29 protein-coding genes are annotated in these 23064 nt (G+C 64.8%); 15 read left to right on the top strand and 14 right to left on the bottom strand.

The annotated features are described in order from the left end of the window. Positions 1 to 2: 2 nt before the first annotated feature. The 4 genes from DB459_RS17875 to DB459_RS17860 all read left to right on the top strand — a co-directional run bounded on the left by DB459_RS17875 (position 3) and on the right by DB459_RS17860 (position 1802). Positions 3 to 422 carry a YeeE/YedE family protein gene (locus DB459_RS17875; RefSeq protein ID WP_253706613.1) on the top strand — a complete coding sequence of 140 codons (420 nt, stop codon included), beginning with the start codon at positions 3 to 5 and terminating at the stop codon, positions 420 to 422. A 9-nt stretch (positions 423 to 431) separates the two neighbouring features. Continuing rightward, positions 432 to 878: a YeeE/YedE family protein gene (locus tag DB459_RS17870; protein WP_253706612.1), complete on the top strand. Its 447-nt coding sequence runs from the start codon at positions 432 to 434 to the stop codon at positions 876 to 878. A 37-nt stretch (positions 879 to 915) separates the two neighbouring features. Continuing rightward, a complete protein-coding gene (arsC, locus tag DB459_RS17865; RefSeq protein WP_253706611.1) occupies positions 916 to 1284 on the top strand; it encodes an arsenate reductase (glutaredoxin) in 369 nt (122 codons plus the stop codon). A 122-nt stretch (positions 1285 to 1406) separates the two neighbouring features. Then, positions 1407 to 1802 carry a winged helix-turn-helix domain-containing protein gene (locus tag DB459_RS17860; RefSeq protein ID WP_253706610.1) on the top strand — a complete coding sequence of 132 codons (396 nt, stop codon included), beginning with the start codon at positions 1407 to 1409 and terminating at the stop codon, positions 1800 to 1802. Between the two features lie 156 nt (positions 1803 to 1958). On the opposite strand, the gene DB459_RS17855 is transcribed toward DB459_RS17860, so the two are convergent. Then, on the bottom strand, positions 1959 to 2339 hold the full coding sequence (locus DB459_RS17855) for a hypothetical protein (protein WP_253706609.1): 381 nt from the start codon (positions 2337 to 2339) through the stop codon (positions 1959 to 1961). A 186-nt stretch (positions 2340 to 2525) separates the two neighbouring features. On the opposite strand from DB459_RS17855, the gene DB459_RS17850 reads away from it, so the two are divergent. Further along, the gene (locus DB459_RS17850) at positions 2526 to 3929 is read left to right on the top strand and encodes an aldehyde dehydrogenase family protein (protein ID WP_253706608.1); all 1404 of its coding nucleotides are present in this window, start codon (positions 2526 to 2528) and stop codon (positions 3927 to 3929) included. A 54-nt stretch (positions 3930 to 3983) separates the two neighbouring features. Continuing rightward, complete coding sequence (locus DB459_RS17845) at positions 3984 to 4565, top strand: DUF2478 domain-containing protein (protein ID WP_253706607.1); 582 nt, start codon at positions 3984 to 3986, stop codon at positions 4563 to 4565. Positions 4566 to 4621: 56 nt separating this feature from the next. Here the strand turns inward: DB459_RS17845 and DB459_RS17840 are convergent, their stop codons facing one another. The 4 genes from DB459_RS17840 to nifH all read right to left on the bottom strand — a co-directional run bounded on the left by DB459_RS17840 (position 4622) and on the right by nifH (position 8319). Next, positions 4622 to 5353 carry a hypothetical protein gene (locus DB459_RS17840; RefSeq protein ID WP_253706606.1) on the bottom strand — a complete coding sequence of 244 codons (732 nt, stop codon included), beginning with the start codon at positions 5351 to 5353 and terminating at the stop codon, positions 4622 to 4624. A 150-nt stretch (positions 5354 to 5503) separates the two neighbouring features. Continuing rightward, positions 5504 to 5767 carry a hypothetical protein gene (locus DB459_RS17835; protein WP_253706605.1) on the bottom strand — a complete coding sequence of 88 codons (264 nt, stop codon included), beginning with the start codon at positions 5765 to 5767 and terminating at the stop codon, positions 5504 to 5506. 349 nt (positions 5768 to 6116) lie between these two features. Beyond that, positions 6117 to 6929, bottom strand: a complete 813-nt coding sequence (locus tag DB459_RS17830) for a hypothetical protein (protein ID WP_253706604.1) — start codon at positions 6927 to 6929, stop codon at positions 6117 to 6119. Between the two features lie 508 nt (positions 6930 to 7437). After that, positions 7438 to 8319: a nitrogenase iron protein gene (gene nifH / locus DB459_RS17825; protein ID WP_253706603.1), complete on the bottom strand. Its 882-nt coding sequence runs from the start codon at positions 8317 to 8319 to the stop codon at positions 7438 to 7440. A 487-nt stretch (positions 8320 to 8806) separates the two neighbouring features. Here nifH and DB459_RS17820 point away from each other — a divergent pair, with 487 nt between their 5' ends. Genes DB459_RS17820 through DB459_RS17810 form a run of 3 tightly spaced genes read left to right on the top strand, consistent with a single transcriptional unit; the run spans position 8807 to position 11390 of the window. After that, on the top strand, positions 8807 to 9799 hold the full coding sequence (locus tag DB459_RS17820; protein WP_253706602.1) for an ABC transporter substrate-binding protein: 993 nt from the start codon (positions 8807 to 8809) through the stop codon (positions 9797 to 9799). After that, a complete protein-coding gene (locus DB459_RS17815; protein ID WP_253706601.1) occupies positions 9796 to 10644 on the top strand; it encodes an ABC transporter permease in 849 nt (282 codons plus the stop codon). The genes DB459_RS17820 and DB459_RS17815 overlap by 4 nt, the downstream gene beginning before the upstream one ends. Further along, positions 10638 to 11390: an ABC transporter ATP-binding protein gene (locus DB459_RS17810; RefSeq protein WP_253706600.1), complete on the top strand. Its 753-nt coding sequence runs from the start codon at positions 10638 to 10640 to the stop codon at positions 11388 to 11390. The genes DB459_RS17815 and DB459_RS17810 overlap by 7 nt, the downstream gene beginning before the upstream one ends. A gap of 219 nt (positions 11391 to 11609) precedes the next feature. On the opposite strand, the gene dksA is transcribed toward DB459_RS17810, so the two are convergent. Both dksA and DB459_RS17800 read right to left on the bottom strand, forming a co-directional pair. Further along, complete coding sequence (dksA, locus tag DB459_RS17805; RefSeq protein WP_253713618.1) at positions 11610 to 11975, bottom strand: RNA polymerase-binding protein DksA; 366 nt, start codon at positions 11973 to 11975, stop codon at positions 11610 to 11612. 178 nt (positions 11976 to 12153) lie between these two features. Continuing rightward, entirely contained in the window at positions 12154 to 12765 is a 612-nt protein-coding gene (locus DB459_RS17800; RefSeq protein ID WP_253706599.1) for an NAD(P)-dependent oxidoreductase, read from the bottom strand. Between the two features lie 176 nt (positions 12766 to 12941). Here DB459_RS17800 and DB459_RS17795 point away from each other — a divergent pair, with 176 nt between their 5' ends. After that, complete coding sequence (locus tag DB459_RS17795; protein ID WP_253706597.1) at positions 12942 to 13334, top strand: helix-turn-helix domain-containing protein; 393 nt, start codon at positions 12942 to 12944, stop codon at positions 13332 to 13334. A gap of 28 nt (positions 13335 to 13362) precedes the next feature. Here DB459_RS17795 and DB459_RS17790 read toward each other — a convergent pair whose 3' ends face one another. Then, the gene (locus DB459_RS17790) at positions 13363 to 13773 is read right to left on the bottom strand and encodes a flagellar assembly protein FliX (protein ID WP_253706596.1); all 411 of its coding nucleotides are present in this window, start codon (positions 13771 to 13773) and stop codon (positions 13363 to 13365) included. 323 nt (positions 13774 to 14096) lie between these two features. Here DB459_RS17790 and DB459_RS17785 point away from each other — a divergent pair, with 323 nt between their 5' ends. From DB459_RS17785 to DB459_RS17770, 4 genes are all read left to right on the top strand, one after another. Next, complete coding sequence (locus tag DB459_RS17785; protein ID WP_253706595.1) at positions 14097 to 15209, top strand: flagellar basal body P-ring protein FlgI; 1113 nt, start codon at positions 14097 to 14099, stop codon at positions 15207 to 15209. Continuing rightward, positions 15209 to 15538, top strand: coding sequence for a flagellar assembly peptidoglycan hydrolase FlgJ (gene flgJ / locus DB459_RS17780; protein ID WP_253706594.1), 330 nt, complete (start codon positions 15209 to 15211; stop codon positions 15536 to 15538). The genes DB459_RS17785 and flgJ overlap by 1 nt, the downstream gene beginning before the upstream one ends. A gap of 19 nt (positions 15539 to 15557) precedes the next feature. Continuing rightward, a complete protein-coding gene (locus DB459_RS17775; RefSeq protein WP_253706593.1) occupies positions 15558 to 16034 on the top strand; it encodes a hypothetical protein in 477 nt (158 codons plus the stop codon). 200 nt (positions 16035 to 16234) lie between these two features. Beyond that, entirely contained in the window at positions 16235 to 16594 is a 360-nt protein-coding gene (locus DB459_RS17770; protein ID WP_253706592.1) for a hypothetical protein, read from the top strand. A 46-nt stretch (positions 16595 to 16640) separates the two neighbouring features. Here the strand turns inward: DB459_RS17770 and flaF (DB459_RS17765) are convergent, their stop codons facing one another. The 6 genes from flaF (DB459_RS17765) to flaF (DB459_RS17740) form a co-directional block, all read right to left on the bottom strand. After that, positions 16641 to 17009 carry a flagellar biosynthesis regulator FlaF gene (flaF, locus tag DB459_RS17765; RefSeq protein ID WP_253706591.1) on the bottom strand — a complete coding sequence of 123 codons (369 nt, stop codon included), beginning with the start codon at positions 17007 to 17009 and terminating at the stop codon, positions 16641 to 16643. A gap of 3 nt (positions 17010 to 17012) precedes the next feature. After that, entirely contained in the window at positions 17013 to 17390 is a 378-nt protein-coding gene (gene flbT / locus DB459_RS17760; RefSeq protein ID WP_253706590.1) for a flagellar biosynthesis repressor FlbT, read from the bottom strand. A gap of 179 nt (positions 17391 to 17569) precedes the next feature. After that, a complete protein-coding gene (locus DB459_RS17755) occupies positions 17570 to 18820 on the bottom strand; it encodes a RimK family alpha-L-glutamate ligase (RefSeq protein WP_253706589.1) in 1251 nt (416 codons plus the stop codon). Next, positions 18810 to 20132 (bottom strand): hypothetical protein, encoded by a 1323-nt coding sequence (locus DB459_RS17750; RefSeq protein ID WP_253706588.1) that lies wholly within the window; start codon positions 20130 to 20132, stop codon positions 18810 to 18812. The genes DB459_RS17755 and DB459_RS17750 overlap by 11 nt, the downstream gene beginning before the upstream one ends. Before the next feature lie 438 nt (positions 20133 to 20570). Further along, positions 20571 to 20936, bottom strand: coding sequence for a hypothetical protein (locus DB459_RS17745; RefSeq protein WP_253706587.1), 366 nt, complete (start codon positions 20934 to 20936; stop codon positions 20571 to 20573). Positions 20937 to 20959: 23 nt separating this feature from the next. After that, a complete protein-coding gene (gene flaF, locus DB459_RS17740) occupies positions 20960 to 21328 on the bottom strand; it encodes a flagellar biosynthesis regulator FlaF (RefSeq protein ID WP_253706586.1) in 369 nt (122 codons plus the stop codon). Between the two features lie 469 nt (positions 21329 to 21797). Between flaF (DB459_RS17740) and DB459_RS17735 the strand changes: the two genes are divergently transcribed. Further along, positions 21798 to 23054, top strand: coding sequence for a flagellin (locus DB459_RS17735; RefSeq protein ID WP_253706585.1), 1257 nt, complete (start codon positions 21798 to 21800; stop codon positions 23052 to 23054). The last annotated feature ends 10 nt before the right edge of the window (positions 23055 to 23064 follow it).

Raw genomic sequence — 23064 nt, 5'->3', positions numbered from 1 at the left:
CCATGATGCAATTCACGCCGTTTTCTGCGGCGATCGGCGGCGGACTGATCGGGCTGTCTGCCGTGCTGCTGATGATTTCGACCGGCAGGATCGCCGGCATCAGCGGCATCGTCAACGGCCTGCTCACCGCCCGCGGCCAGGACCGGCACTGGCGCCTCGCCTTTGTCGGCGGGCTGATCATCGCGCCGCTTCTCGGTCGCTTGATGGGATATTCATTCGACGTGCCGGTACTGCCCGGCAGCTGGGCTGTGCTCATCGTTGCCGGTTTGCTCGTCGGCTTCGGCACGCGTCTCGCCGGCGGATGCACCTCGGGTCACGGCATTTGCGGCATGGCGCGATTGTCCCGTCGATCGATCACCGCGACCGGCATCTTCATGGCCGTGGCGATCGTGACCGTCGCTCTTTCCCGACACATGTTTTGAGATCGCCCCATGCAGATCCTCGCTTCTCTCGTCTGCGGCCTGATCTTCGGCGCCGGGCTTTTGGTTTCCGGCATGGTTCAGCCTGCCAAGGTTCTCGCCTTTCTCGACGTATTCGGTGCCTGGGATCCGAGCCTGCTCGTCGTGATGGGCGCGGCCCTGCTCGTCGCCTTGCCGGGACTGGCGCTGGCGCGCCGCCAGAAACACCCCCTGCTCGCGGAGGTCGCCGACCGACCGACCAGGACCGAGATCGATAGGCCGCTGGCAGCCGGTTCGGCGATCTTCGGGATCGGCTGGGGACTGGCAGGCCTGTGCCCCGGGCCGGCGATCGTCAACCTTGCATCCGCGACGCCGCAGATCATCGTCTTTGTCGCAGCAATGATTGTCGGGATGTTGCTCAACGGCGCGCTCCAGTCCCGGTCGTGGACGCCAACCATGGCGGCGCAATGCGACAACTGACAGCCGGGTGCCCACGATCGGCTGCACTGAGGACATCATGAGCATCACCATCTACCACAATCCCGCCTGCGGGACGTCGCGCAACACTCTGGCGATGATCCGGCAGAGCGGCGTCGAGCCGACCGTCATCGAATATCTCAAGACGCCGCCAAGCCGCGAGACGCTCGTCGAGCTGGTCAAGGCCATGGGCATCTCGGTCCGCGACCTGCTGCGCGACAAGGGCTCGCCCTTCAAGGAGCTCGGCCTCGATGGTCCGCACCGGAGCGACGACGACCTGCTGGACGCCATGGCCGCCCATCCGATCCTCATCCAGCGGCCGATCGTGGTTTCGCCCAAGGGCACCCGCCTGTGCCGCCCCGCCGACCGCGTCCTCGACCTGCTCGAGGGTGCCGCCACCGAACCGTGAGACAGTCCGGCGTCGCTCCGGCCAACCCGCCGGCGAGCGTTATGCTTGTTCGGCGGCGGCACGCGGCCTAACAATGTCCACGATGACCACCATGATGGATGCTGCCAGGCGGGAGAGTACCGATGAGCACCGCTAAAGCCGAACGAGCCGCCAAACAGATTCCGCATCTGAGCATACGCATCGACCTCGATGCGGACGGCCGAATCGGCCCAGGCAAGATCGAACTGCTCGAGCAGATCCGGACCCAGGGCTCGATCTCGGCCGCCGGCCGAGCGATGAAGATGTCCTACAAGCGCGCCTGGGATCTGGTCGAGGAGATCACGCGGATCTGCGGCCGGGCGGTCGTCACGCGCCAGACCGGCGGCAAGGATGGCGGCGGCGCTGCCCTGACCCCCTTGGGCGAATCCCTGATCGAACGGTACCGGCGGATCGAAAAGGCCGCGATAGACGCGGCCCGCGCCGATCTGTTGGGATTACGTTCCGACGTCGCCGGACCACGCAGGTCGAAGCGTCGGTAAGCACCGGTCGGCCGCTCCGGCCGGCGGTTCGCGTGACGCACGACCCTGCCCCAATTGCGATGAGAGCGCTGCCGAGGAAGCGTGTCCGCCTGCGCAGCCTCGGCGCGCGTCATCCTCCATCGCCGTCAAGTGCACACACCTAACTTCAACTTCACTTCAATTCGCAGCCGGAGGCTCGCCAAGCTCCCCGACCGTCGCCAGCGCCTCTCCGAGCTCGCTGCGCAGCTCCTGGGCCATCGAGAAGCAGACGCCGAAACCATCCGCCGTCCGCAACGTAATGATGCTGGTGGCCGGATCAGACGAGCGCTCGAAGCTCCAAGACTTGAGGGGATAAGTGTAGCGCAGGCTGGCATCGCGGTAACGCGCACGGAGTGCCGCTTCGATCAGCGCCGGCAGCGTCATGAGCAGTACACCGATCTGATCAAGAGGAAAATTGATCGATGTGGGACACCCTGCTCCGTCGACGAAACCGAGAGAGATCAATCCACCGTCGGGAGCGACATGGCAGTTCGTCAATTGCCGGCTTTCGAGATCCATCTCCGATCGACACTCCGCATCGATATGTTTAATTAAATATATCGTCGACCGGCTGCGGTGTCCAGCTGCTCCAGACGGTGGCCGAAGCTCCGCGACCATGATATATGATTATATATAACGAAGCCGAAGCGGCTCGTTTTCCGGGAAATAGATTCTCCGGAAGAACGACACAAGGGAGAGACACATATGAGCGACTACAGACTTCTGATCGGCGGAGAGCTGGTTCAGGGAGACGCGACAATGGCGGTTCTCAATCCGGCTACCGAGGAAGTTCTGGCACTGTGCCCGCGGGCCTCAGAGACGCAGCTCAACGCCGCCGTCGCGGCGGCGAAGGCCGCCTTTCCGGCATGGGCCGCAACTCCGATCGGCGAGCGCCGCCAGCTGATCGGACAGATGGCCGACGTAATCGAAGTGCATGCTCCGGAGCTGGCACGACTGCTGACCAGCGAGCAGGGCAAGCCGCTCGCCGACGCGACGGAAGAAGTACTGGGGATGGCGGCCTTCTTCCGCTATCTCGCCTCGCTTGACCTCCCGGCCAAGGTGATCGAGGACAGCAGCGGCCGGCGGGTCGAAGCCCACCGCCGCCCCCTCGGCGTGGTCGGAGCCATCATCCCCTGGAACTATCCGCTCCTGATCCTCGGGTTCAAGCTGCCGCCCGCCCTGCTTGCCGGCAACACACTGGTGGTGAAGCCGGCACCGACCACACCGCTGTCGACGCTGCGCATTGCTGAACTGGTAGCCGGAATCCTGCCACCCGGCGTGCTCAACGTGATCGCCGACGCCAACGACCTCGGTGACGCGCTGACGCGCCATCCCGACGTGCGCAAAATCTCCTTCACCGGCTCGACGTCGACGGGACGAAAGGTGATGGCAAGCGCGGCGCAAACGCTGAAGCGTATCACCCTCGAGCTCGGCGGCAATGACGCCGGCATCGTCCTCGACGATGTCGACCCCAAGAAGGTCGCTCCCGGCATCTTCGAGGGCGCATTCCAGAACAGCGGTCAGGTCTGCCTCGCGATCAAGCGTCTCTACGTCCACGAAGCCGTCTACGACGAGTTGTGCGAAGAGCTCGCAGCCCTGGCCAACAGCGCGGTCGTCGACGACGGCCTCAAGCAAGGCACCAAATTGGGACCACTGCAGAACCGCATGCAGTACGAGAAGGTGAAGAGCTTCCTCGAGGACGCGCGCATTAATGGCAAGATCGTCGCCGGCGGCGAGGCCATGGACAGGCCGGGCTATTTCATCAAGCCGACCATCGTGCGCGACATCGAGGAAGGCTCCCGTCTGGTCGATGAGGAACAATTCGGTCCGGTGCTACCGCTGATCAGATATTCCGAGCCGGACGATGCCATCCGCAGAGCCAATGCCAGCAGCTATGGTCTCGGCGCCTCGGTCTGGTCGTCGGATCCTGAGCGGGCGTATCAGATCGCTAACCGGATCGATGCCGGCACGGTCTGGATCAACAAGCATATCGACATGGCGCCGCACATCCCGTTCGGCGGTGCCAAACAGTCTGGCATCGGGGTGGAATTCGCCGAAGAAGGACTTGCGGAATTCACCCAACTTCAGATCATCAACGGCGCGCGGTGACGCGGCCCGATGGCCGCGCTCAGCGCGGCCGTCGCAAGCGGCGAGCAAGGGACGATGTTTGATTCACACAGCGACCTGGCGGCAATCGTCTATCGCGACGGCGACGATCCGGATGCCGTCCTTCGCCACTTCGCCATGTCGCTCCGCAGCCGCGGATGCCGCGTCGTCGGACTGATCCAGTCGGCGCGACGGCGGCAGGCTTGCCACGAGCCCTCAGGCGTCATCATCCATTCCGGCCGCCGCATCGGCCTGTGGCGACAGCTCGGCCCCGGCGCCGAGGGCTGCCGGCTCGATCCCGGACAGCTTGTCGATGCCGGCCGGCAGATCGCCGCCGAGCTGGCGAACGGCGCCGATCTCGTCATCATCAGCCGTTTTGGACGCCAGGAGAGCGAAGGCCACGGGCTTTGCGGCCTGATCCTCGCTGCGCTCGAAATGGATATTCCCGTCGTGATTGCCGTCGCAACATGGCGCTTCAACGAATGGCTGCGATTCGCAGAGGGCATGAGTGTCAAACTGGCCTGCAGACCCGCGGCACTGCAGGCCTGGTGGCAGGGAACGAAACGGGACGCCTCTGGTCCGGGCTCAGCCTCGCGCGCCTGCTTGGGGCGCGTCTGCGAGACATTGAAGTCGTACTGACGGCCTGCCCGCTACGTCCGAATGAACGGAGCGAGTACTGCGCTCGGCCTCGAAGGTCAATTCGCCAGAAGCTGGTCGAAGCGCTCGGCCGCGCTCGTGGCATCAAACTCGGCGACGATTGGCCCAAGGCTGTCGCCGCCCTCCAGCCACCGACCTCGCCTGCCATGGCCGTCGAGAGCGAGCACGAGCCCGTGGTTCATCTCATGGAGCCCCCAGGACAGGCCGGCGCTGCGCAGCGCCGACTGCAGCGCATTCTGGATCAGTCCGCGCAGATTGAGGTGCGGTTCCGAAACCGGGACCTCCACATCGCGTCCCGCCGCGGCCCGGGCGCAGGCCCGGCGGTCGAATGAGGCATGGCCGCGGCAGGCCAACGGCCGCACCGGATGGACGATACACACGCCGTGAATGATGAATGGACAGGGCTTGCGCAATGCCATCCGCTCCGCCTCGGCGAGCCCCCCGGTAGCTCGATGGGCGTGAGCGATGCGCCTCGGCAGAGCGAGAGCAGCGCCCTGCGGCGTCGCGTCGATTCGCTGGACATAGTCAGCCAGCAGAAAGATTTCCGGTGCGGTCGCCGTCACCCGCAAGATGCAGCACGACGGACATCCCTTCTGACAGGCAAGCGGCGGCAGATCCTGCGTCTGGACGCCGATATTGTCTTCGAACAGATCGAAGGCCTGTCCGACCAGCATATCGATCAGCATGCCAGGCGCATGCCGGGCAGCAAGGATGCGGGCAAAAGCCAGGTGCAGCTCCCTGAACGGGCCAGACGATTCGATCGCCGTCATCCCGGGCCGCCACGGAATTCCGCTGCCGGATCGCGTGAAAGCGATCCCTCTGCAAACGGCGGTGAAAACTCCTCGTCCACGACTTTCATCCCAACTGGGCACGCACGAGGGACACCGCCCGGCTCCGGTGTCCTCGCGAGCGCGACGCCTTTACTGCGGCAATGCACTCACGATGGCCTCAAACCGCTGGCGCGGAATGCGAAAGAAGCCGCGACCGCCGGCAAAGACCTGATAATACTGCGAGGCGTTTGCAAGCAGGTGCTTGAACCAGTCGCTCGCACTGACGCGAGCCGGCTGCTCACCGATCAACATGATCTCCGCGCTCGGGTGGAAGCGCACATGCACCAGCACCTCGTCGGGCACCGCGCTGTCGTCCTCGACAGGTCTAAGCTTGGTCTGAATCTGAGCCGCCATTTCTGCCATTCTCCTCACTGAGGCGGGACATCCATTGCCCGCGATTGGCTATCTTTTGGGCACTCACGCGCGGCAGCGATTGCGCATTCCATCGAAGTCATCGTTATAGTTTACTGGATATAACGAATGCCAAAACAATATGCAGTTTCCACACTTGGCCGCGCATGAGGCACCATGAAAAATAGTCCTGTCGCAGCGCAGCGCTGTCTTTGATCTGAATCAATTCGAATTCTGGCGGCGGGTAGAGGCGGCGCAATCGACGCCGCCGCGGAGAGCCGACGTGTTCGGTAACGGGCGGGCTCGTGCAGCGACGACGCGGCGGGTGCAGGCCTGAACGACGTTCAACCGCTCACCATTTGAGGTTTTCGAAGCGAAGCGAGGGCCAATTGAGCTCGAGGTCGATGGCGAAGGCGACAGCTCGCGCAATCAGCTGGTCGGCGGAGTCAACGCCACAGACCTTGCGGCTCCGCTGCGCCGTGAGTTCAGCGAGAACCTCCCCTGCCCTGACCGAGCGCGGCGAGCGCTGAAGCCCGAGAATCCGTCGTCGCCCCGGAGCGACCACCGGCATTTCGTCCACCGCCCCGATCAACTCGCCGGCGTCGACTACCTCGCCGATCATCCGGGACGAGACGAATACGCCGGAAACGGGCGCCAATACCGGGCCATCCATCCGGCGACGCACGGGACAATCCTGACGCGCTCGTCCGGCACGGATCACGGCTCCCGGATCAGGGCCGCCTGTTTCGATCACGAGATCGCAGTCGGATCCCGCGACCGCACCGGCACCGAGCGCAATGGTCAGCTCCGCTGTACCGCGCCGCGATCGCTCGATCGGATCGAAAATATCGCGGGCGTCGATCACGACATCCCACGGCCACCGCCCCACCACATCGATGAGAGGATGAGTCAGAACGGGAATGGCGGTGCCGCTGCGCAGAGCGACGAGGAAGTCGGCGTCGCTGTCGGCGCGGCGCGCCTCGACCCCGTCGAGAGCCGCGGCGCCGTCGTACCAGGCGTCGGAAAACGCCATCTTCCGACGCAGAACCGACGGCGATCTGGCCTCGTGAACCGCCACGGCGTGGCCGGACAAAAGCATCATGCGCGCGATCGCGGAGGCTCGCTCACCCAGCCCATAGACGATGATGGACCGCCGGTCATCCATTGAACTCGATCCCCACGACCGAAACCATCCCGGCCTAGTGTGGCGTCTCGCAATTGCCTACCGCCTTTGCGGCAAGCCTCTCGTAGGCAATTGCGAGACATAAGCCACACTAGCTTTTTGATTTTGCTAGTGTCCTGATGTCTCCGAATTACCGTGCGAGGGTGAGGCAAACGAAGCGGTAATTCGGAGACAGGACACTAGTGTGGTGGATCTGACGCTCGTTTCAGTATTGCAGCGAGTTCTTCGAACGAGCGTCAGATCCAAAACCACACTAGAATCACGATCATTGCTAGTGTCCCCTTGTTTCCAACGTTCGTATGAGCGCCTGCTGCAATGGGATACGAACGTTGGAAACGGGACACTAGTGTCCCGGTTCTGGATCTGATGCTCGTATGAAGAGCTCGCTCCGATGCTGAATCGAGCGTCAGATCCACCGCACTAGCAAAACCGGATGGAGAACATCGGTCGCCCGGCCAAGCCGCGGCTGGGCGACCGCATTCCTTCCGGCTCAGGCCGTCGCCAGTTCGGAAGCGGTCTTGCCGATCTGGGATTCGTCGACCGCCTTCATGATGCCGTGCTCCATCAGCATGTCCTCGAGCTCGTCCATGGTGATCGGGGTCGGGATGATGCCCTTACCGACATTGTTATGGACCCTCTGCGCCAGCGTCCGATAGTGGTTGGCCTGGACTGAATCCGGGGCATATTCCAGCACGGTCATGCGGCGCAGCTCGGCGTGCTGCACGATGTTGTCGCGCGGCACGAAGTAGATCAGCTGGGTGCCGAGCTTCTTGGCCAGCGCTTCCGCCAGCTCGAGCTCCTTGTCGGTCTGGCGCTCGTTGCAGACGAGGCCGCCGAGGCGCACGCCGCCGGAATTGGCGTATTTGAGAATGCCCTTGGATATGTTGTTGGCGGCGTACATCGCCATCATCTCGCCGGACATCACGATGTAGATTTCCTGCGCCTTGTTCTCGCGGATCGGCATCGCGAAGCCGCCGCACACCACGTCGCCGAGCACGTCGTAGGACACATAGTCGATGTCCTCATAGGCGCCGTTCTCCTCGAGGAAGTTGATCGAGGTGATGACGCCGCGGCCGGCGCAGCCGACGCCCGGCTCCGGACCGCCCGACTCGACGCAGCGGATGTCGCGGTAACCGATCTTCATCACTTCCTCGATCTCGAGGTCCTCGACGCTGCCGGCGTTGGCGGCCAGGCTGAGGATGGTGTCCTGCGCCTTGGCGTGCAGGATCAGACGGGTCGAGTCCGCCTTGGGATCGCAGCCGACGATCAGGATCCGGTGGCCCATCTCGGCCAGCGCCGCCAGCGTGTTCTGGGAGGTGGTCGACTTGCCGATCCCGCCCTTGCCGTAGAATGCGATTTGTCTCAGGCTCATGGTTCTTCTCCTGGTACCGCATTCGCCGCAGCTTGCCGGATGGCCGCTCACCTGCCGAAGGACGTTGGACGACGAAATGCTGCGGAGCGTCAAAGCAAGAGCGATACCAGCCGCCTCGCCTGCGATTGCCAATTCGATATGTTCAAGTGAATATAATGAAACGCCGACGATCCCGCGGAATAATGCCCTTCTGTCATCGACATCCGCCTCGGGGAAAAGCCGAGGCGGCCCCTTCTCGGCACAGGACGGGAACAGGCGGACGACGCCCCTTGGTTCGCTCCGTGACATTGGCAGCCGACAACGTTATATTTCATTCAATATATCGATGGTCGATCCGCCAAATTGTCGGATCTCCGACAATATCCACCTCCAGGAAGGCTTCGCCCCGCTGGCCCATATCTTGAATTTCCCGTTCGGCTCCCACGTTTCATAGTTGCTGACATCATTACCCGACCCGACGACAGCCTCCATCCCATCGAGACCTGAAATGCCTCCTTTCCTGACGCGCCGATCCTGCCTCGCCGGCCTCGGCAGCCTGCCCCTCGCCGGAATCACCGCGCACAGCGCCCTCACGGCGCCGTTGGCGGGGCTGGAGATCCTTGGCGCACCGAACGGGTCCACCATCGTCCTCGTCGAACTGATGGCATCGGGCGCCCTGGCCGCCGCCGCGCCCGGCGCAACGTTCCGCCTGTGGCGGACCACTGACGATCTGCGCGCCGGCATCGTCTCCGGCCGGACCCGGCTGTTCACGACGCCGAGCCACGTCCCCGCCAATCTCGCTGCGCGAGGCCTGCCGCTCAGGATGCTGTGTCTGCTCGGCATGGGGCATCTTGCGGTGGTCACGGACGACGACAGCATCGCGGACTTTCACGACCTCGCGGGAAAACCCGTGCTCGGCTTCTTTCGCCACGACATGCCGGATCTGACCTTCCGGGCCATCGCCAGGATGGAGCGCATGGATGCCGAGAAGGACATGAGCTTGAGCTATGTCCAGACCGCCATGGAGGCGGCGCAGATGCTCGCCGCCGGCAGGGTCTCCACCGCCATTCTCGCCGAGCCGCAGGCGACCGCCGCGATCATGATGGCGCAGGCGAAGGGGCGCACCTTGCGCCGCGCCTTCGAGCTGACCAGCATCTGGGGGCGCCACAAGCCGAGGCCCCGGATTCCCATGGCCGGGATCGCGCTCCATGCCGGGCTGATCGAGGAGGCGCCGGAGCTGCTCGCGGCAATACGCGCGGGGCTCGCGCCGGCCCGGGACCGGGTGATGGCCGATCCCGCAGCAGCCGCAAAGCTTGCCGAAGCGAAGATGGAGATGCGGCCGCAGATCTTCGAGAAGGCGTTTCCCCATCTGAATATCGACGTGGTGTCGGCCCGGGCCGGCAAGTCGGAGCTGGCCGACTTCTACGCTACGTTGCTCGACCTCGAACCCGAAGCGCTCGGGGGCCGGCTGCCGCCCGACGATTTCTATCTCGACCTGTGAGAGCGCAGCACGACAGCAACGATCCGCACCGCCTGCCCGACGCAGCCTGGGGCGCGGTTGGGCTGACGCTGCTCGGGCTCGGCTGGAGCCTGCTCAACCGCACCTATGGTCCCTTCGTTCTGCCAAGCCTCACTGATACCGCGACAGCGCTCGGGCATATCCTGACCTCCGGCGAAGCGCTGCCCGCGATCGGCACGACGGTATTGCACGCGGTCGGCGGCGGCCTTTTAGGGGCTGCGGTCGGCACGGTGGTCGGGGTCGCAGGCGGCCGGGTGCGGCTACTGGGCGCGGCCATCGCCCCGGTCGCGACCGTGGTGCTCGGCATTCCGCCGATCGCCTGGGTGGTGCTGTCGCTGCTGTGGTTCGGCCCCGGCGGGCTCGGCCCGCTGTTCACGGTCGCGATCACCACCATGCCGATCGTCTTCGCCGCCACGTTGCAGGGCATGCGTGCCCGCGATCCTCACCTCATCGAGATGGCGAGGGTCTTCCGCCTGCCGGTGCGGAGTCGTCTCCTGAAGATCATGATGCCGGAGCTGGCGACCATCCTGGCACCGGCACTGGCCAGCGCCTTCGCCATCGCCTGGAAGGTCGCGCTCACCGCCGAAGTTCTCGGCGACGGCAGCGGCGCCGGCGGACGCTTCGCCACCGCGCGTGCCCATCTCGACCTCGCTGAGGCGATGGCCTGGATCCTCCTGGTGGTCGGCTTCGTACTGGCCTCGGATCTCCTGCTGCTCGGCCGCCTGCGCCGCTGGATGGCGCGCTCCCGCTCACCCCGCCAGCGGCGAAACGAGTCCGATGTGGCGCGCGCAACCGCGCTACGCGCGTCGCAGGACGGCGCATGCTGACGTTCGCCGGTGTCGCTTACGATGTCGGCGGGGCGCCGCTGATCGCCAATTGCGACCTCGCGGTCGCGCCGCGCGAGATCATCGTTCTGGTCGGACCTTCTGGGATCGGCAAGACCACGATTCTGCGCCTCGCCGCCGGCATCGAGCGCGCAACCTGCGGTACCGTGAGCAACGCCTTCGCGCGCACCACCGCGGTGTTTCAGGAACCCCGGCTGCTGCCGTGGGCCAATGCGATCGACAATGTGGCCCTCGCCCTCGACGGCAGCGACCTGTCGCGGCCGCAGCGGCACGACGTCGCCGCGCGATGGCTGCGTCGCCTGGGCTTCGAGCCGACCGACATGGTCAAGCATGCCGCCCAGCTTTCGGGCGGCATGCAGGCGCGTGTCGCCGTCGCGCGCGCCTTCGTCACCGAACCGGACTTCGTCGTCATGGACGAACCCTTCGCCGCGCTCGACCTTGCCCGCCGCCGCGACCTCCAGACTCTGACGCGAACCCTCTGCCGGAAACAGGGAACGGCAGCACTGTTCGTCACCCATGATCTCGTCGAAGCCGTAGCGCTTGCCGACCGCATCGTCCTGATGGCGGGCCGGCCGGGCCGGGTAGTTGCCGAGTGTCCCCAGACGCCGCGAGCAACGCAGGCCGAGACCTGGACCGCGGTCGCCGAACTGCTGCGTCAGCCGGCCTTCGCGAAAGTCTTCGGCGGGAACGCGGGCGGCACCTACCGGCCAGACCGCGATCCGGCATGATCGCAGCGAGGTGCTAGCTATTGCAATTGCGCAGCTCCCGCAGCGCGATCGCTGATCGCCGGCGCAAACTCGTCAGCGTAACGTCGCCGGCTCCAAGCGCAGGGTCGACAGGGGATGGAACGACGCTGAGCCGTCTGCCGCCGGCAACGGTGAGCCGCCCCGGCTGCTGCCGGTCTCACTGCCGACCAAGACGAAACCGGCCGCCAAAGGCGGCCGAATCTATTCGTCGCGGTAGACCTTTTCCCGTTTCTCGTGCCGCTCCTGAGCTTCGACCGACAGGGTCGCGATCGGGCGAGCCTCAAGCCGCTTGAGCGAGATCGGCTCGCCGGTCTCCTCGCAATAGCCGTAGGAGCCATCGTCGATGCGGGCCAACGCGGCGTCGATCTTGGAGATCAGCTTGCGCTGGCGGTCGCGGGCACGCAGTTCGATCGCGCGATCGGTTTCCGACGAAGCGCGGTCGGTCAAGTCGGGGTGATTGACGTTCTCATCCTGCAACTGCTGCAGGGTGGTCTTCGCTTCCTTTAAGATCTCCTCCTTCCACGCGAGCAGCTTGGCGCGGAAATATTCGCGCTGGCGCTCGTTCATGAAGGGTTCTTTCTCGGAGGGCCTGTAGCTCTTGAATTTGTCCAACACCGGTCCCGAATCCGTGCAAGGCAACCGAAAGGCCCGGCTGCGGCGCCGCTTATATAGCGACGCCGATGGCCGCACAATATCGGGCCGAGCAGCCCGCCAAGGCTACCCACATCGGGCTGGAACAGGGCTTTTAATAGCCGACCGTGAAGCGGCGACGCTCGTGGGCGGGCCGCTCGATCTCGTCGGCCAGGGCCACCGCGTAGTCCTCGAAGGAGATCCAGCTCTTGCCGTCGGCGCCGACCAGGAGCTGGTCGGTCCCGAGACGGAATTTGCCGGTCCGCGACCCGGCCGTGAACAACGCCGAGGGCGACAGGAAGGTCCAGTTCAAGGCCGTCTCCTGCTTCAGCCGCGCGAGGAATGCGGCACCCTTTTCCGCCTCGGCCTTGTACAGCGGTGGGAATTCGGGGGTCGTCACCAGCGATACGCCGGGTGCGACTTCGAGACTGCCGGCGCCGCCAACAACGAGGTACCGCCCCACCCCTGAGGCCTTGACCGCGGCGATCAGCTTCTCGGGATCGCTGGCGAGGAAGTGAATCGAGCTTACCGCCACGTCATGCCCGACAAGGAGACTCGCCAGAGCCTGCGGATCGTCTGCGTCGCCCTTGACGGCGATCAGGCCGGCGCGGCTCTCCAGCCGCTCGGGATGGCGGGCAATTCCCGTGACAGCATGGCCGCGGTCGAGCAGTTCGGCGGTGATGCGCGAGCCGGCGTTTCCGGTGGCGCCGATGACGGCGATTTTCATGAGGTACGACATCCTTTCGCGCTGGACAGGGCGCGGTTCGGCCGCGGTCTTCGCGGCGTTGCCTCCTTGCGCCAGTGTCCCGGGCACTGGCGGTTTACAATGGGAACCAGATAGCCAATAGATATTTGGTGTAAAGAAGGCACCCACACCCCACCAGATGAGCCGAGAGTAACCGCATGCATCTCCCCGACGCCTACCAGAGCGAATGCCCCACCCGCGTGATCCTCGACCGCATCGCCGACAAATGGACGGTGCTGCTGCTGGGCCTGCTGGCGGAGCGCCCAACCCGCTTCAACGAGCTTCGCCGCCGGGTCGGCGGCATCTCCCAAAAGATGCTGGCGCAGACGCTCAGGAGTCTGGAGCGTGACGGCCTGGTGCGGCGGCGCGCCTTTCCGACGGTGCCTGTGACGGTGGAATATTCGATCACGCCGCTCGGGGTGACCCTGGCCCAGGCGGTCGATCCGCTGCGGCTGTGGGCGGAAGCCAATCTCAAGGCCGTGCAGGCGGCCCAGCGGCGCTATGGTGGCGCCGGCCGACGCGAGAACACCGAGGAAACCAAGGTTGCCTGAGGCTGCCGACCCGGCGACGGAATACAGTTCAGCGCTGGCCGGTCTTGGCCAGTTCGACCTGGACGCGCAGATCGATCTCGCCGAGTACGGCATCGAGGCCGGAATCGCCGGAACTTTCCGCCAACTCGGCGGCGGCGGCCCGCAGGCGGGCGACCGTGGTTCCATCCAGGGTTCCGCCCAGTAAAGTGACCTTGAGGTCATCAAGAACATCGAGCGCCGACTGACCGCGGCGCACCGAGCGCTTGCGCCGCTCCGTAGCGTCCTCCACACCCTGCATCGCCAGCAACGCGTCAATGCCGCCGATCGCCTTCGGCGCTGTAGCCGCCCGTGTCTCGGTGGTTCCGGTGGCGTCGGGGAGCGAAAAGCCGCTGCCGCCGACCCGCCGGGTCGCCTGCGCCGGCGACCCGAGGGTCGTCGCGCCAGGTCCGTAAATTCGCATGCCCCTGCCCTTTCGGCCGCAGTGCTGATTCGCACTACTTTGCCCGGCTCCATTCTCCCGGAACCATTAACGGCACGGGAACCCTCTCCGGATAAGGTTAACAGGCGGTAAACAGGTCGGCAGAATTTGCCGGGTACGGCAGTTTCGTTATGGCCAGCAGCCTCGCCACGGCTCCGGGCATGATCTCTTTCAGCTGATCTATCAAAAGGTTAGAGAAAATTCCCGCACTGGCACGAAATTCGCTGACCTCTCTCCGAAGAATTGGGATCGCCGCCGTGGGGAGCACGGCGGCAGCCCGGCAGGACCTCAGCGGGGAGCAGGGGATGACACGGGGTGTTTCTGTGGCCGGGGCGATCGCCGCCTTGCTGCTGCTTGTCATGGCTGGACCGGCCGGCGCGACGTCGCGGATCAAGGATCTGGCGAATATCGAAGGCGTCCGCCAGAACCAGCTCATCGGCTACGGTCTCGTGGTCGGCCTCAATGGAACCGGCGACACCCTCAACAACATCCCCTTCACCAAGCAATCGCTGCAGGCGATGCTCGAGCGCATGGGCGTCAACATTCGGGGGGCCACCATCCGCACCGGCAACGTCGCGGCGGTGATGGTCACCGCCAACCTGCCGCCGTTCGGCACCCAGGGAACCCGGATCGACGTCACCGTTTCCGCGCTCGGCGACTCCAAGAGCCTGCAGGGCGGCACCCTGCTCGTCACGCCGCTGCTCGGTGCCGACGGCAATGTCTACGCGGTGGCCCAGGGATCGCTCTCCATCGGCGGTTTCGCCGCCGAAGGTAACGCCGCCAGCATCACCAAGGGCGTGCCGACCGTAGGCCGCATCGCCAACGGCGCCATCATCGAGCGCGAGATCGAGTTCGCGCTGAACCGGCTGCCGAATGTGCGCCTCGCGCTGCGAAATGCCGACTTCACGACCGCCAAACGTATCGCCGCTGCGGTCAACGACTTCCTCGGCACCAAGACCGCCGAACCGGTCGATCCCTCAACCGTGCAGCTTTCGATCCCGTCCGAATTCAAGGGCAATGTCGTCGCCCTGCTCACGGAGATCGAGCAGCTCCAGGTCGATCCCGACCTTTCGGCCAAAATCATCATCGACGAGCGGTCCGGAATCATCGTGATGGGGCGCGACGTGCGGGTCGCAACCGTCGCGGTCGCCCAAGGCAACCTCACCGTCAGCATCTCCGAAGGCGCCGTCGTCAGCCAGCCCAATCCGCTGTCGCAGGGGCGCACAGTCGTCCGGCCGTCGACCCGGATCGGCGTGCAGGAGGATGGCAAGAAGCTGGCGCTGGTCAGGGACGGCGTCTCGCTGCAGCAGCTTGTCGATGGCCTCAACAATCTCGGCATCGGCCCGCGCGACCTGATCGGCATCCTCCAGGCGATCAAGGCCGCCGGCGCCATCGAGGCCGACATCGAGGTGATGTGATGACTGGACTGTCACTCGCGCCCGTGGGGGCCGTCGGAGCCCACGACCTCACCTTCGCCGAGGCGCTGAAGAAAGTCGCACCGGACAAGCAGCAGAAGGCCAAGACCTCGGCCCGCGATTTCGAGGCGGTCTATCTGAACACGATGTTCGAGCAGATGACCACCGGCCTCAAGGGCGATGGCCCGTATGGCAGCACGGTCGGCACCGGCGTGTGGCGCTCGATGCTCAACGATCAATACGCCCGCGCTTTCGCCCAGCAGGGCGGCGTCGGCATCGCCAGCGAGGTCTATCGCTCGCTCATCCTTCAGCAGGCCGCGCGCAGCGCCTGAGCTTACGGGAGATCCGCCCATGACCACCGCCCACCCCGCGCCCCCTCCCGCAGCTGCCTCGCCGACCGAGGCGCGCCAGCTCTCCAATGGGCTGATGGAGGTGATGACCGAACTGCTCGGCATCATCGAGAACGAGACTGCGCTGGTGCGCGCCGGCAAGCTGCGCGATGCCATGGCACTGTCCGCGCGCAAGACCGAGCTGTCGCGCCGCTACGCCTCGCTGATCGGCAGCTTGAAGATCAGCCAGACCTATTTCAGCCGCGCCGCGCCCGACCTGATGAAGGCGCTGCACAGCCATCACGACACGTTCCGCGCCATGCTGCAGGTCAATCTGACTGTTCTCGCCACCGCCCATGCCGTGTCCGAAGGCATCATCCGCGGGGTCAATGTCGAGATGCAGAGGAAGAACATGCCGCAGACCTACACGGCCGCTGGCCGCAATGCGGCGCCCAACGCCCGCCATGCCGCGCCGATCTCGGTGAGCCGCTCGCTTTAGCGTGACCCGACGCAAAATGGCCGGCTCGCACCGCGAGCCGGCTTTCGCGCGCCTGAAAATCCTTCAAGTTTAATTCGAACTGCCGCACCGCCGCTCGGACGCCGTTCACCGCCTTTGCTAACGCGGCGTTGAGCCAGGCGGCATACGGTTGCCCACGGACAGGGTTGGGGTTTGACTCAAGGAAAGCCAGGAGGGCTGCCATGAGTACGGACTTCAGTGTCAAGCCGGTCGGGGCACCGGCTGCCGCGAGTGTCATCAAGCCGCTGCCGGATGCAGTGAAGGATGCCGTCTCCACCGACCTGCCGCCGTCGCAGACCGCGACGGCGAGCGACAACGCGTCTGCCATGCACAACGACGCGCAGAACGCCAATGACCGCTTCGCCCGCGACATCCAGATCGACCGCGCCGCCGCCACCATCGTCTATCGCATCGTCGACAACCGCACCGGCCTCGTGATCCGCCAGTATCCCGACGAAGCGCGCCTGCGCGCGCGGGCCTATTACCGCCAGATCGAAGACGGCAAGATGCAAACCAAGGCGAAGCTTGATCAGCGAGCCTGATCCGGAGCGGCTGCGGGACCGCTCAATCGGCCCAATTCATCACGCCTCAGGCGCGACCGCTGAGACCCGCGGCGATATTGCGATTGATATCGATCAGCGATTTGAACTGGTCGAGCCGCGGCACGGCTTGCAGCGCCGCGCACTGGCTCAGCACGAAGACGCCGATATTGGCGATGTTCTCGCGCACCTCGCGCGGCTGGGGATTTTCATCGCGCAGTGCATCGCTGACGAAAATCGTCCAGAGCTTGCGGTTGAAGAGCAGCGCGTCCCTGGTCTTTTCCGAGAACGGATCGGCGCCGTTCACCGCGTCCTGCAGCTTGTTGGCGGCCTTGAGCAGTGTCTGCGCCTCGATGTCCCGCGGCGAAGCGGTGAAGGTAGCAGTACGCGCATAAGCCTGGGCGGCAGAACTGGACATCCTTTACCTCAGCAACTCTTCTTCCCGCTTGATCAGCTTGCGGATTTCCTTGAGTGAATTGTAGAGAGAGCCGCTTAAGATAAGTTTACTCGCCTCCTCGATCGGCTTGCGAAAGCTCGGCACGGCCTCGATCAGATCCTTGACGAAGTCCATGTAGAGATCCTGGTATTTGGGGATATTTTTCTCCAGATACATCATCTGCACACAAAGATAGAGGCGCTTCACCGGCGTGGTCGCGGTCTCGGCCGTGAGAATGTCCTTTTCCCGCAGGATCGGCGCCTCACCTTCGATCAGGAAGGTCGTACGGCTCTCCGAATTGGTGACCAGGCTCTCGCCGATGATGATGCGCTCGAACGGCTTCAGTTCAACCTTCAGTGCCATTGCTGTTCTCCCCTGCGCTCAACGGTTCAAACGACGTCGAATTGAACGTTGCGACTTCAACGTTGCGATGTTCCAGCCCTGCGCCCGAATCGCACTACAATACTCGACAATACGGCTCAAACCGCATCACCATGCAGCTGTGACCTGCGGCGGCGGAGCTCGGCCGTGCGGCCGGACCTTCACGCCGCGCGGATCCGCCCCGTTCCGGCGTGGTGATAAAGCATCCGCGCGAACGCCTCGAAGATCTTGTTCATCTGCGGCGGTTTGTAGGGAAACAGGTCCGGCGAATCCATATTGTGCACCACCGCGGTGTTGTCTGCCTCGAAGATCAGCAGTTCGCCGTTCTTGTTTTCCGCACAGTCGACCGTGAAATAGTTCAGTCCGATCCGGGTGATCATCTCGGCCAGCGCCCGCTGGTGACGCGCCGCGAAAGCCTCGTCGAAGGTGCGCATGAAGGCGGCCTCTTCGTTGCGCTTGCTCTCGCTGAACGACATACCGGCGTTGAGATACCAGATGTTCCATTGGTCGGCGATCGCCATATGGCAGGCGTAGGGACGGCCATCGACGACGGCGATTCGGTACTTGCGGAAAAGCCCGTCTTCGCTCGAATAGTCGACGAAGCGGGACAGGAAGAACTGCTGCTCCGGCCGTTCGGCGAGATAGGCGTCCATCGCGGCCTGATCTTCGATCCGCGCGAGACCGACGCCGGCATGCGAGCCGCGCGGCCGCACGATCACCGCCCCCCTGCGGCCCGGGGCCACGTCGGTGAGCAGCTCCATCGGATTCGACGACGCGGCGAGCTGCGCCCGGGTGACGCCAACCGTCGCCGGGATGTCGAGGCCCTCCGTGCCTTGCAGCAGCCGATACAGCTTGTCGCGATCGAGATTGCGGATGCGTCGCGGCGGATTGAGCATCGGCCGCGGCCATTGCGCCGCAACCTGGTCGATGGCGTCGAGCGCGCCGCGGCAGTCCTCGGAATCCGATGCGATGACCATGGCGACGTCGTGCTCCGGCAGCTGAACCGGCAGATCCGTTCCGGGGACGACATAGAGCGTCGTCAGCTCGATATCCGATTCCTCGAGCAGGAACTCGATCGGCGTGTTGCTGCCCATGTCGGTCGCGGCCGCCAGCGCCAGGACGCGCAACCGCGGTTTCGCCAGGGCGCAGGGCGAGCGGTACAGTCTGTGAAAGGCGAGCGCCTCGTCCTGAATCCGCAAACCGGTCTGCTTGTCACCGAGCAGTTGCGCGATCAGGGACAGGTCCAGGGCCACACCCGCCTGCGCCGTCCCATTGGCCACCTGCTCCATCAGGCTCTGCCACAGCGGGCGCAGGTCGCCGCCGTCGAACGCCAGCTTGGTGAGCCTGGCAAAGCCGATGCGGTCCGCGGCGACCGGCACGGCATTCGTCTGCTGCTGGATTTCAGTGCTCATGCACCCCTGCCCGAGTTTCTTGTCGATCGGACTGCCCGACCAACGTTTCGATCTGCGCGACGGATGTTGCGGCATCATCGAGCAGGCTTCGCAGGTTGCGCCGCGCCACCTCGTCGTCGGCGCACCACGACTCGCTGACCTGACGCGCGTCGATGCTCATCCGCAGCGCCGTCGGCGCTTCCTCGCCCCGACCGAGGACCACGGGCTGGCCGATGGGACTGGCGTCCTCCCGACCGGCGAGCGCGCGATAGATGTCCCGGCACTCCGGCGCGGCCAGCGCACGTCCGCGCCGTTCGATCCGGAAAGGAAAGATGGTGGGCCACGCCATTTCGCCATCGAGGTTATCGTCGCCATCCCGCCCCTCGGCCGGCAGCGGGCGGAGCGACGGCGATGCCTCGATCAGCCGGGCAATGCCAACCCCGAGCTCTCGCTCGGCGGAACGACGGAAGTCCTCGGGAAGGCGGTAATAGGCACTGATTTCCCCGAGCGCGGCCTCCCAGCGAAGCCACTGGCCGAAATTGGGCCGCCCGGGAAAGCAGCCGCGCAGCGCCGACCAGCGCGCGGGCCAGTCGGTGCGGCAGGAATAGTCACGCAGGCCCGGCGGGATCTCGGCGATTGCGCCGATTTCGCCCGCCATGCTGCCGGGCACCAGCAGCGCACCGCTGAACGGCGGCCCGGCAAAGAATTTCGACCCGGTCAGAAGCACCATGAATCCGCGGTCGAGATAGCGCGCCAGGCGGCTGCGGCCGAGCCGCATCTGGCAGGCATCGACCACGACCTGGACGGAGCCGGGCCAGCGGTCCGCGATCTGCCGGAGGCATTCATCGCTCGGCGCGCGCCAACCGAGCTTGGAGGAGTCCATGGTCTGAAGCAGGACGCGAGCGCCGCCGGCGATCGCCCGCTCGACCATCCCCACCACCTGCCCATCGATGTCCTGCACGGACCGGGAGCTGCCGTCCGCCTGCGTCAGCGGCACCGCCAGGCTGGTGACGGAGCCGGCGAGCCCCTCGATCGGTTCCCCCTTGCGCACCCGCGCGCCGAGCGAGGTTCTGTCGCTGAAATGCCGTCCAAGCGCGGTGAAGCTCGTGCCGCTTCCCGTCTGGTCGGCTCCGACGATCACGGTGGTCAATGGGAGGCCCAGGATGGACTGCACCAGAAACAGCGCCTGAATCTGGGCATCCGTGCCCGAAGCCGAGAACACCACATCGGCACCCGAAGGATGAAGGCCAAGGCAATCCTTGAGTTCGCTCCGCGTCGCCTCGATGCAGGTATCGAAGGCATCGACCAGCCCGACGGCGATGGCCGCCTCCATGAGGCGGTCGCGCGCACGCCCGGCGCGCTCAAAGCCGCGTTGCGAGATCGTGGTGGCCGTGCTCGAGGAGAAGCTCGTCATCCCGCCGCGCGGAGACGGACTGCAGCCGTAGGCGTTGCGACCGGTGCGCGGGTCGAGATCGAGGCGCGCATCGCCGCCGCTGACGAGGAGGCGATCCAGTGGCGCGAACAATTCGCGCAGTTCCGAACAGGGCCGATCCGGCGCGAAATCCGGAGCGCGGAGGTCGCCGGCTGCGCCCGACCGGAACCTCGCATTCGACATGGCTCAATCCTTGGCCGACAGACGGGCATCTCTGCCCGTTTCCGAAGTTCGTGATACCGCGCCGCAGGTCGCCGGAGGCGACGGCCGGCCGTCACTTGGTTGCGAAAGAGTAAACGGATTGGGTTAACGAGCTCTTAACCGCCCTGCCCGACCACGTCACGCGAGATCGGCATAGGCGGTATTGAGCACGCTCTTTCCCGTCGCCGGATTGGTGACGACCGTCTTGATCTGGGCATGACCGACCTTCTTCAGCAGGAACTTGCTGTCCCCGACCCGGAAGGAATTGTCCTTGATCAGCACGTCCTGGAACTGAACCGGGCCGTTGCCGCTCTGGTATCTGACTTTGGCGCGGAACCCCTGGACATTCGAGATCGTGAACGAGAACTTCTCGCCCTTCGAATAGGCCCCGCGCCACGTGCCTGTGTACAGCTTCGGATCGACCGCGACATATTTGGCGTGCGAAGACGACGGCGTCGGCGCCGTCTTGTAGGCCATGCTGAGAATGCTGAGGATATCTGCCATGGTTCGCTCTCAGGCCAAGCCGCTCACGGTCGCCCGCACAAGCCGGCCGCGATGTTGCGGTTGATGTCGATCAGCGGCCTGAAATGCTCGCGCTGCAGGCTGATCTGCAGGGCCGCGGTCTGGGACAGTACGAAAACAGCGATGTTCGCGATGTTCTGCCGCACGTCCAATGGCTGCGGATTCTCGTCGCGTTGCGCTTCGGTGAGAAAGATCGTCCAAAGCTTGCGATTGAACACGAGCGCGGCCGATGCCTGTTCGAAGGTCGCGTCGGGGTTCGTCATGACGGCCTGCAACTTGTTCGCTGCCATCAACAGCGCCTGGGCTTCGGTATCACGGGGAGACGAGGTGGCCTGCGCGACCCGCGCATAGGCTTGAGCAGCAGCATTAGACATTCACCACCTCAGCACCCGCTTCCTGGCGTGGATTTGACAATCGCCACCGCCTCGCCGCGGGCTCGTAAGGCGGGATCGGACCCGGCAACGCTGAACGAGTGTCATATCCACCGCACCAGGCTTCCTGATTTTCATTAGGAAACTGTAAAGCTTGCCGATTAAGATTGATTTACTTTCGTAGCCTCGGGGCGGGACCCGCGCACTCATCCCAGCCGATGCCGCGAAGCTGTGCCGGCTCAATGACTTGCGCCGTTACCTTTACCCGGCTCCGCAGATCCCCCGCGCCGGCGGCTGCCGGCGCCCCGGTCAAGCCGGCGACCGGGCGTTAAGCCTCCGCTAACCACCTTCAGTAAGGAGCGGTTAACCACATTTTAAAGGCTTTTGTTCATATCTGCCCTTGGTTGGAATCAGGAAGCGCGTTGGCTCGGGCCAGGCCGCCGGCGATGCACAATCAAGGAAGGCATTAACAATGTCCGACGTCGTCCTCACCGCAGCAGTCCGCCAGAACCTGCTCTCCCTCCAGGGCACCGCCGATCTGCTCTCGACCACCCAGACCCGGCTCGCCACTGGCAAGAAGGTCAACAGCGCGCTCGACAACCCGACCAATTTCTTCACCGCCGCCGGCCTCGACGCCCGCGCCAGCGACATCAATAACCTGCTCGACAGCATCGGCAATGGCGTCCAGGTTCTGCAGGCGGCCGACACCGGAATCACCTCGCTGCAGAAGCTGGTGGATACCGCCAAGTCGATCGCCAAACAGGCGCTGCAGCAGCCGTCCGGCTACAGCACGAAGTCCAGCATCCAGTTCACCGGAACCGGCGTGCCGAGCGGAACTGGCGGCGCGACTGCCGCCGACCTGACGACCAGCAAGCTCAACGGCGGCGTCTTCACCTTCACGAACTCCGCAGGCGCCGCCGTCACCATCACCGTCGGCAATTCGCCGTCGGCATTCAATCCCGTGACCAAGACCGCTCAGGCCCAGTCGCTGGACCAGTTCAACCAGGCACTGGCGGTCGCGGGAGTGAACCTCTCGGCCTCGATCACCGGCACCGACAGCCTGACCTTCACCTCGACCAACGACGGCGCCGGCCAGGTAATCACCGGGACGGCAGCTCCGACCGCTCCCACCGCACTCGACGCGATCAATGTCAGCGCCAACGCGGCCGGCGGCGGCGCCGGCGGCGCGGTGGTCGCCGCGGTACCGGATCCGGTGTCGCAGACCGCCCGGGCGACCCTCGTCAGCCAGTACAACCAGATCATCCAGCAGCTCGCCACGACGGCACAGGACGCCTCCTTCAACGGCATCAACCTGCTGGACGGCAACTCGCTCAAGATGATCTTCGACGAAACCGGCAAGTCGACGCTGACGATCGCCGGCGTGACTTTCAATCCGAACGGCCTCGGCTTGTCGTCGCTGACCCCCGGTGTCGACTTCACCGATAACGTCCTCACCGGCAAGGTTCTGACGTCGCTCAACAACGCGAGCATCACGCTGCGCTCGCAGGCCTCGGCCTTCGGCGCCAACCTGTCGATCGTCCAGATCCGCCAGGATTTCTCGAAGAAGATCATCAATGTGCTGCAGACCGGTTCGTCCAACCTGACGCTCGCCGATTCCAACGAGGAAGCGGCCAACAGCCAGGCGCTGTCGACCCGCCAGTCGATCGCGGTCTCCGCCCTGGCGCTCGCCAACACCTCGCAGCAGAGCGTGCTGCAACTGCTGCGCTGATCACCGGCCG

The organism is Bradyrhizobium sp. WD16 (assembly GCF_024181725.1).
In the GTDB taxonomy this organism is placed as follows: domain Bacteria; phylum Pseudomonadota; class Alphaproteobacteria; order Rhizobiales; family Xanthobacteraceae; genus Bradyrhizobium_A.
The sequence above is the reverse complement of the archived record's forward strand: the minus strand, read 5'-3'. Positions and strand labels throughout refer to the sequence as shown.

Excerpts from the sequence above, each read along its gene's own strand:
- DB459_RS17735 (WP_253706585.1), top strand. The coding sequence starts at position 21,798 with ATGTCCGACGTCGTCCTCACCGCAGCAGTCCGCCAGAACCTGCTCTCC.
- DB459_RS17845 (WP_253706607.1), top strand. The coding sequence starts at position 3,984 with ATGTTTGATTCACACAGCGACCTGGCGGCAATCGTCTATCGCGACGGC.
- DB459_RS17875 (WP_253706613.1), top strand. The coding sequence starts at position 3 with ATGATGCAATTCACGCCGTTTTCTGCGGCGATCGGCGGCGGACTGATC.
- DB459_RS17770 (WP_253706592.1), top strand. The coding sequence starts at position 16,235 with ATGAGTACGGACTTCAGTGTCAAGCCGGTCGGGGCACCGGCTGCCGCG.
- DB459_RS17870 (WP_253706612.1), top strand. The coding sequence starts at position 432 with ATGCAGATCCTCGCTTCTCTCGTCTGCGGCCTGATCTTCGGCGCCGGG.
- flaF (WP_253706586.1), bottom strand. The coding sequence starts at position 21,328 with ATGTCTAATGCTGCTGCTCAAGCCTATGCGCGGGTCGCGCAGGCCACC.
- DB459_RS17830 (WP_253706604.1), bottom strand. The coding sequence starts at position 6,929 with ATGGATGACCGGCGGTCCATCATCGTCTATGGGCTGGGTGAGCGAGCC.
- DB459_RS17835 (WP_253706605.1), bottom strand. The coding sequence starts at position 5,767 with ATGGCGGCTCAGATTCAGACCAAGCTTAGACCTGTCGAGGACGACAGC.
- flbT (WP_253706590.1), bottom strand. The coding sequence starts at position 17,390 with ATGGCACTGAAGGTTGAACTGAAGCCGTTCGAGCGCATCATCATCGGC.
- arsC (WP_253706611.1), top strand. The coding sequence starts at position 916 with ATGAGCATCACCATCTACCACAATCCCGCCTGCGGGACGTCGCGCAAC.
- DB459_RS17820 (WP_253706602.1), top strand. The coding sequence starts at position 8,807 with ATGCCTCCTTTCCTGACGCGCCGATCCTGCCTCGCCGGCCTCGGCAGC.
- flaF (WP_253706591.1), bottom strand. The coding sequence starts at position 17,009 with ATGTCCAGTTCTGCCGCCCAGGCTTATGCGCGTACTGCTACCTTCACC.
- DB459_RS17860 (WP_253706610.1), top strand. The coding sequence starts at position 1,407 with ATGAGCACCGCTAAAGCCGAACGAGCCGCCAAACAGATTCCGCATCTG.
- DB459_RS17795 (WP_253706597.1), top strand. The coding sequence starts at position 12,942 with ATGCATCTCCCCGACGCCTACCAGAGCGAATGCCCCACCCGCGTGATC.
- DB459_RS17855 (WP_253706609.1), bottom strand. The coding sequence starts at position 2,339 with ATGGATCTCGAAAGCCGGCAATTGACGAACTGCCATGTCGCTCCCGAC.
- DB459_RS17745 (WP_253706587.1), bottom strand. The coding sequence starts at position 20,936 with ATGGCAGATATCCTCAGCATTCTCAGCATGGCCTACAAGACGGCGCCG.
- DB459_RS17800 (WP_253706599.1), bottom strand. The coding sequence starts at position 12,765 with ATGAAAATCGCCGTCATCGGCGCCACCGGAAACGCCGGCTCGCGCATC.
- dksA (WP_253713618.1), bottom strand. The coding sequence starts at position 11,975 with ATGAACGAGCGCCAGCGCGAATATTTCCGCGCCAAGCTGCTCGCGTGG.
- DB459_RS17775 (WP_253706593.1), top strand. The coding sequence starts at position 15,558 with ATGACCACCGCCCACCCCGCGCCCCCTCCCGCAGCTGCCTCGCCGACC.
- DB459_RS17840 (WP_253706606.1), bottom strand. The coding sequence starts at position 5,353 with ATGACGGCGATCGAATCGTCTGGCCCGTTCAGGGAGCTGCACCTGGCT.
- flgJ (WP_253706594.1), top strand. The coding sequence starts at position 15,209 with ATGACTGGACTGTCACTCGCGCCCGTGGGGGCCGTCGGAGCCCACGAC.
- DB459_RS17810 (WP_253706600.1), top strand. The coding sequence starts at position 10,638 with ATGCTGACGTTCGCCGGTGTCGCTTACGATGTCGGCGGGGCGCCGCTG.
- nifH (WP_253706603.1), bottom strand. The coding sequence starts at position 8,319 with ATGAGCCTGAGACAAATCGCATTCTACGGCAAGGGCGGGATCGGCAAG.
- DB459_RS17755 (WP_253706589.1), bottom strand. The coding sequence starts at position 18,820 with ATGAGCACTGAAATCCAGCAGCAGACGAATGCCGTGCCGGTCGCCGCG.
- DB459_RS17850 (WP_253706608.1), top strand. The coding sequence starts at position 2,526 with ATGAGCGACTACAGACTTCTGATCGGCGGAGAGCTGGTTCAGGGAGAC.
- DB459_RS17785 (WP_253706595.1), top strand. The coding sequence starts at position 14,097 with ATGACACGGGGTGTTTCTGTGGCCGGGGCGATCGCCGCCTTGCTGCTG.
- DB459_RS17790 (WP_253706596.1), bottom strand. The coding sequence starts at position 13,773 with ATGCGAATTTACGGACCTGGCGCGACGACCCTCGGGTCGCCGGCGCAG.
- DB459_RS17750 (WP_253706588.1), bottom strand. The coding sequence starts at position 20,132 with ATGGAGGCGGCCATCGCCGTCGGGCTGGTCGATGCCTTCGATACCTGC.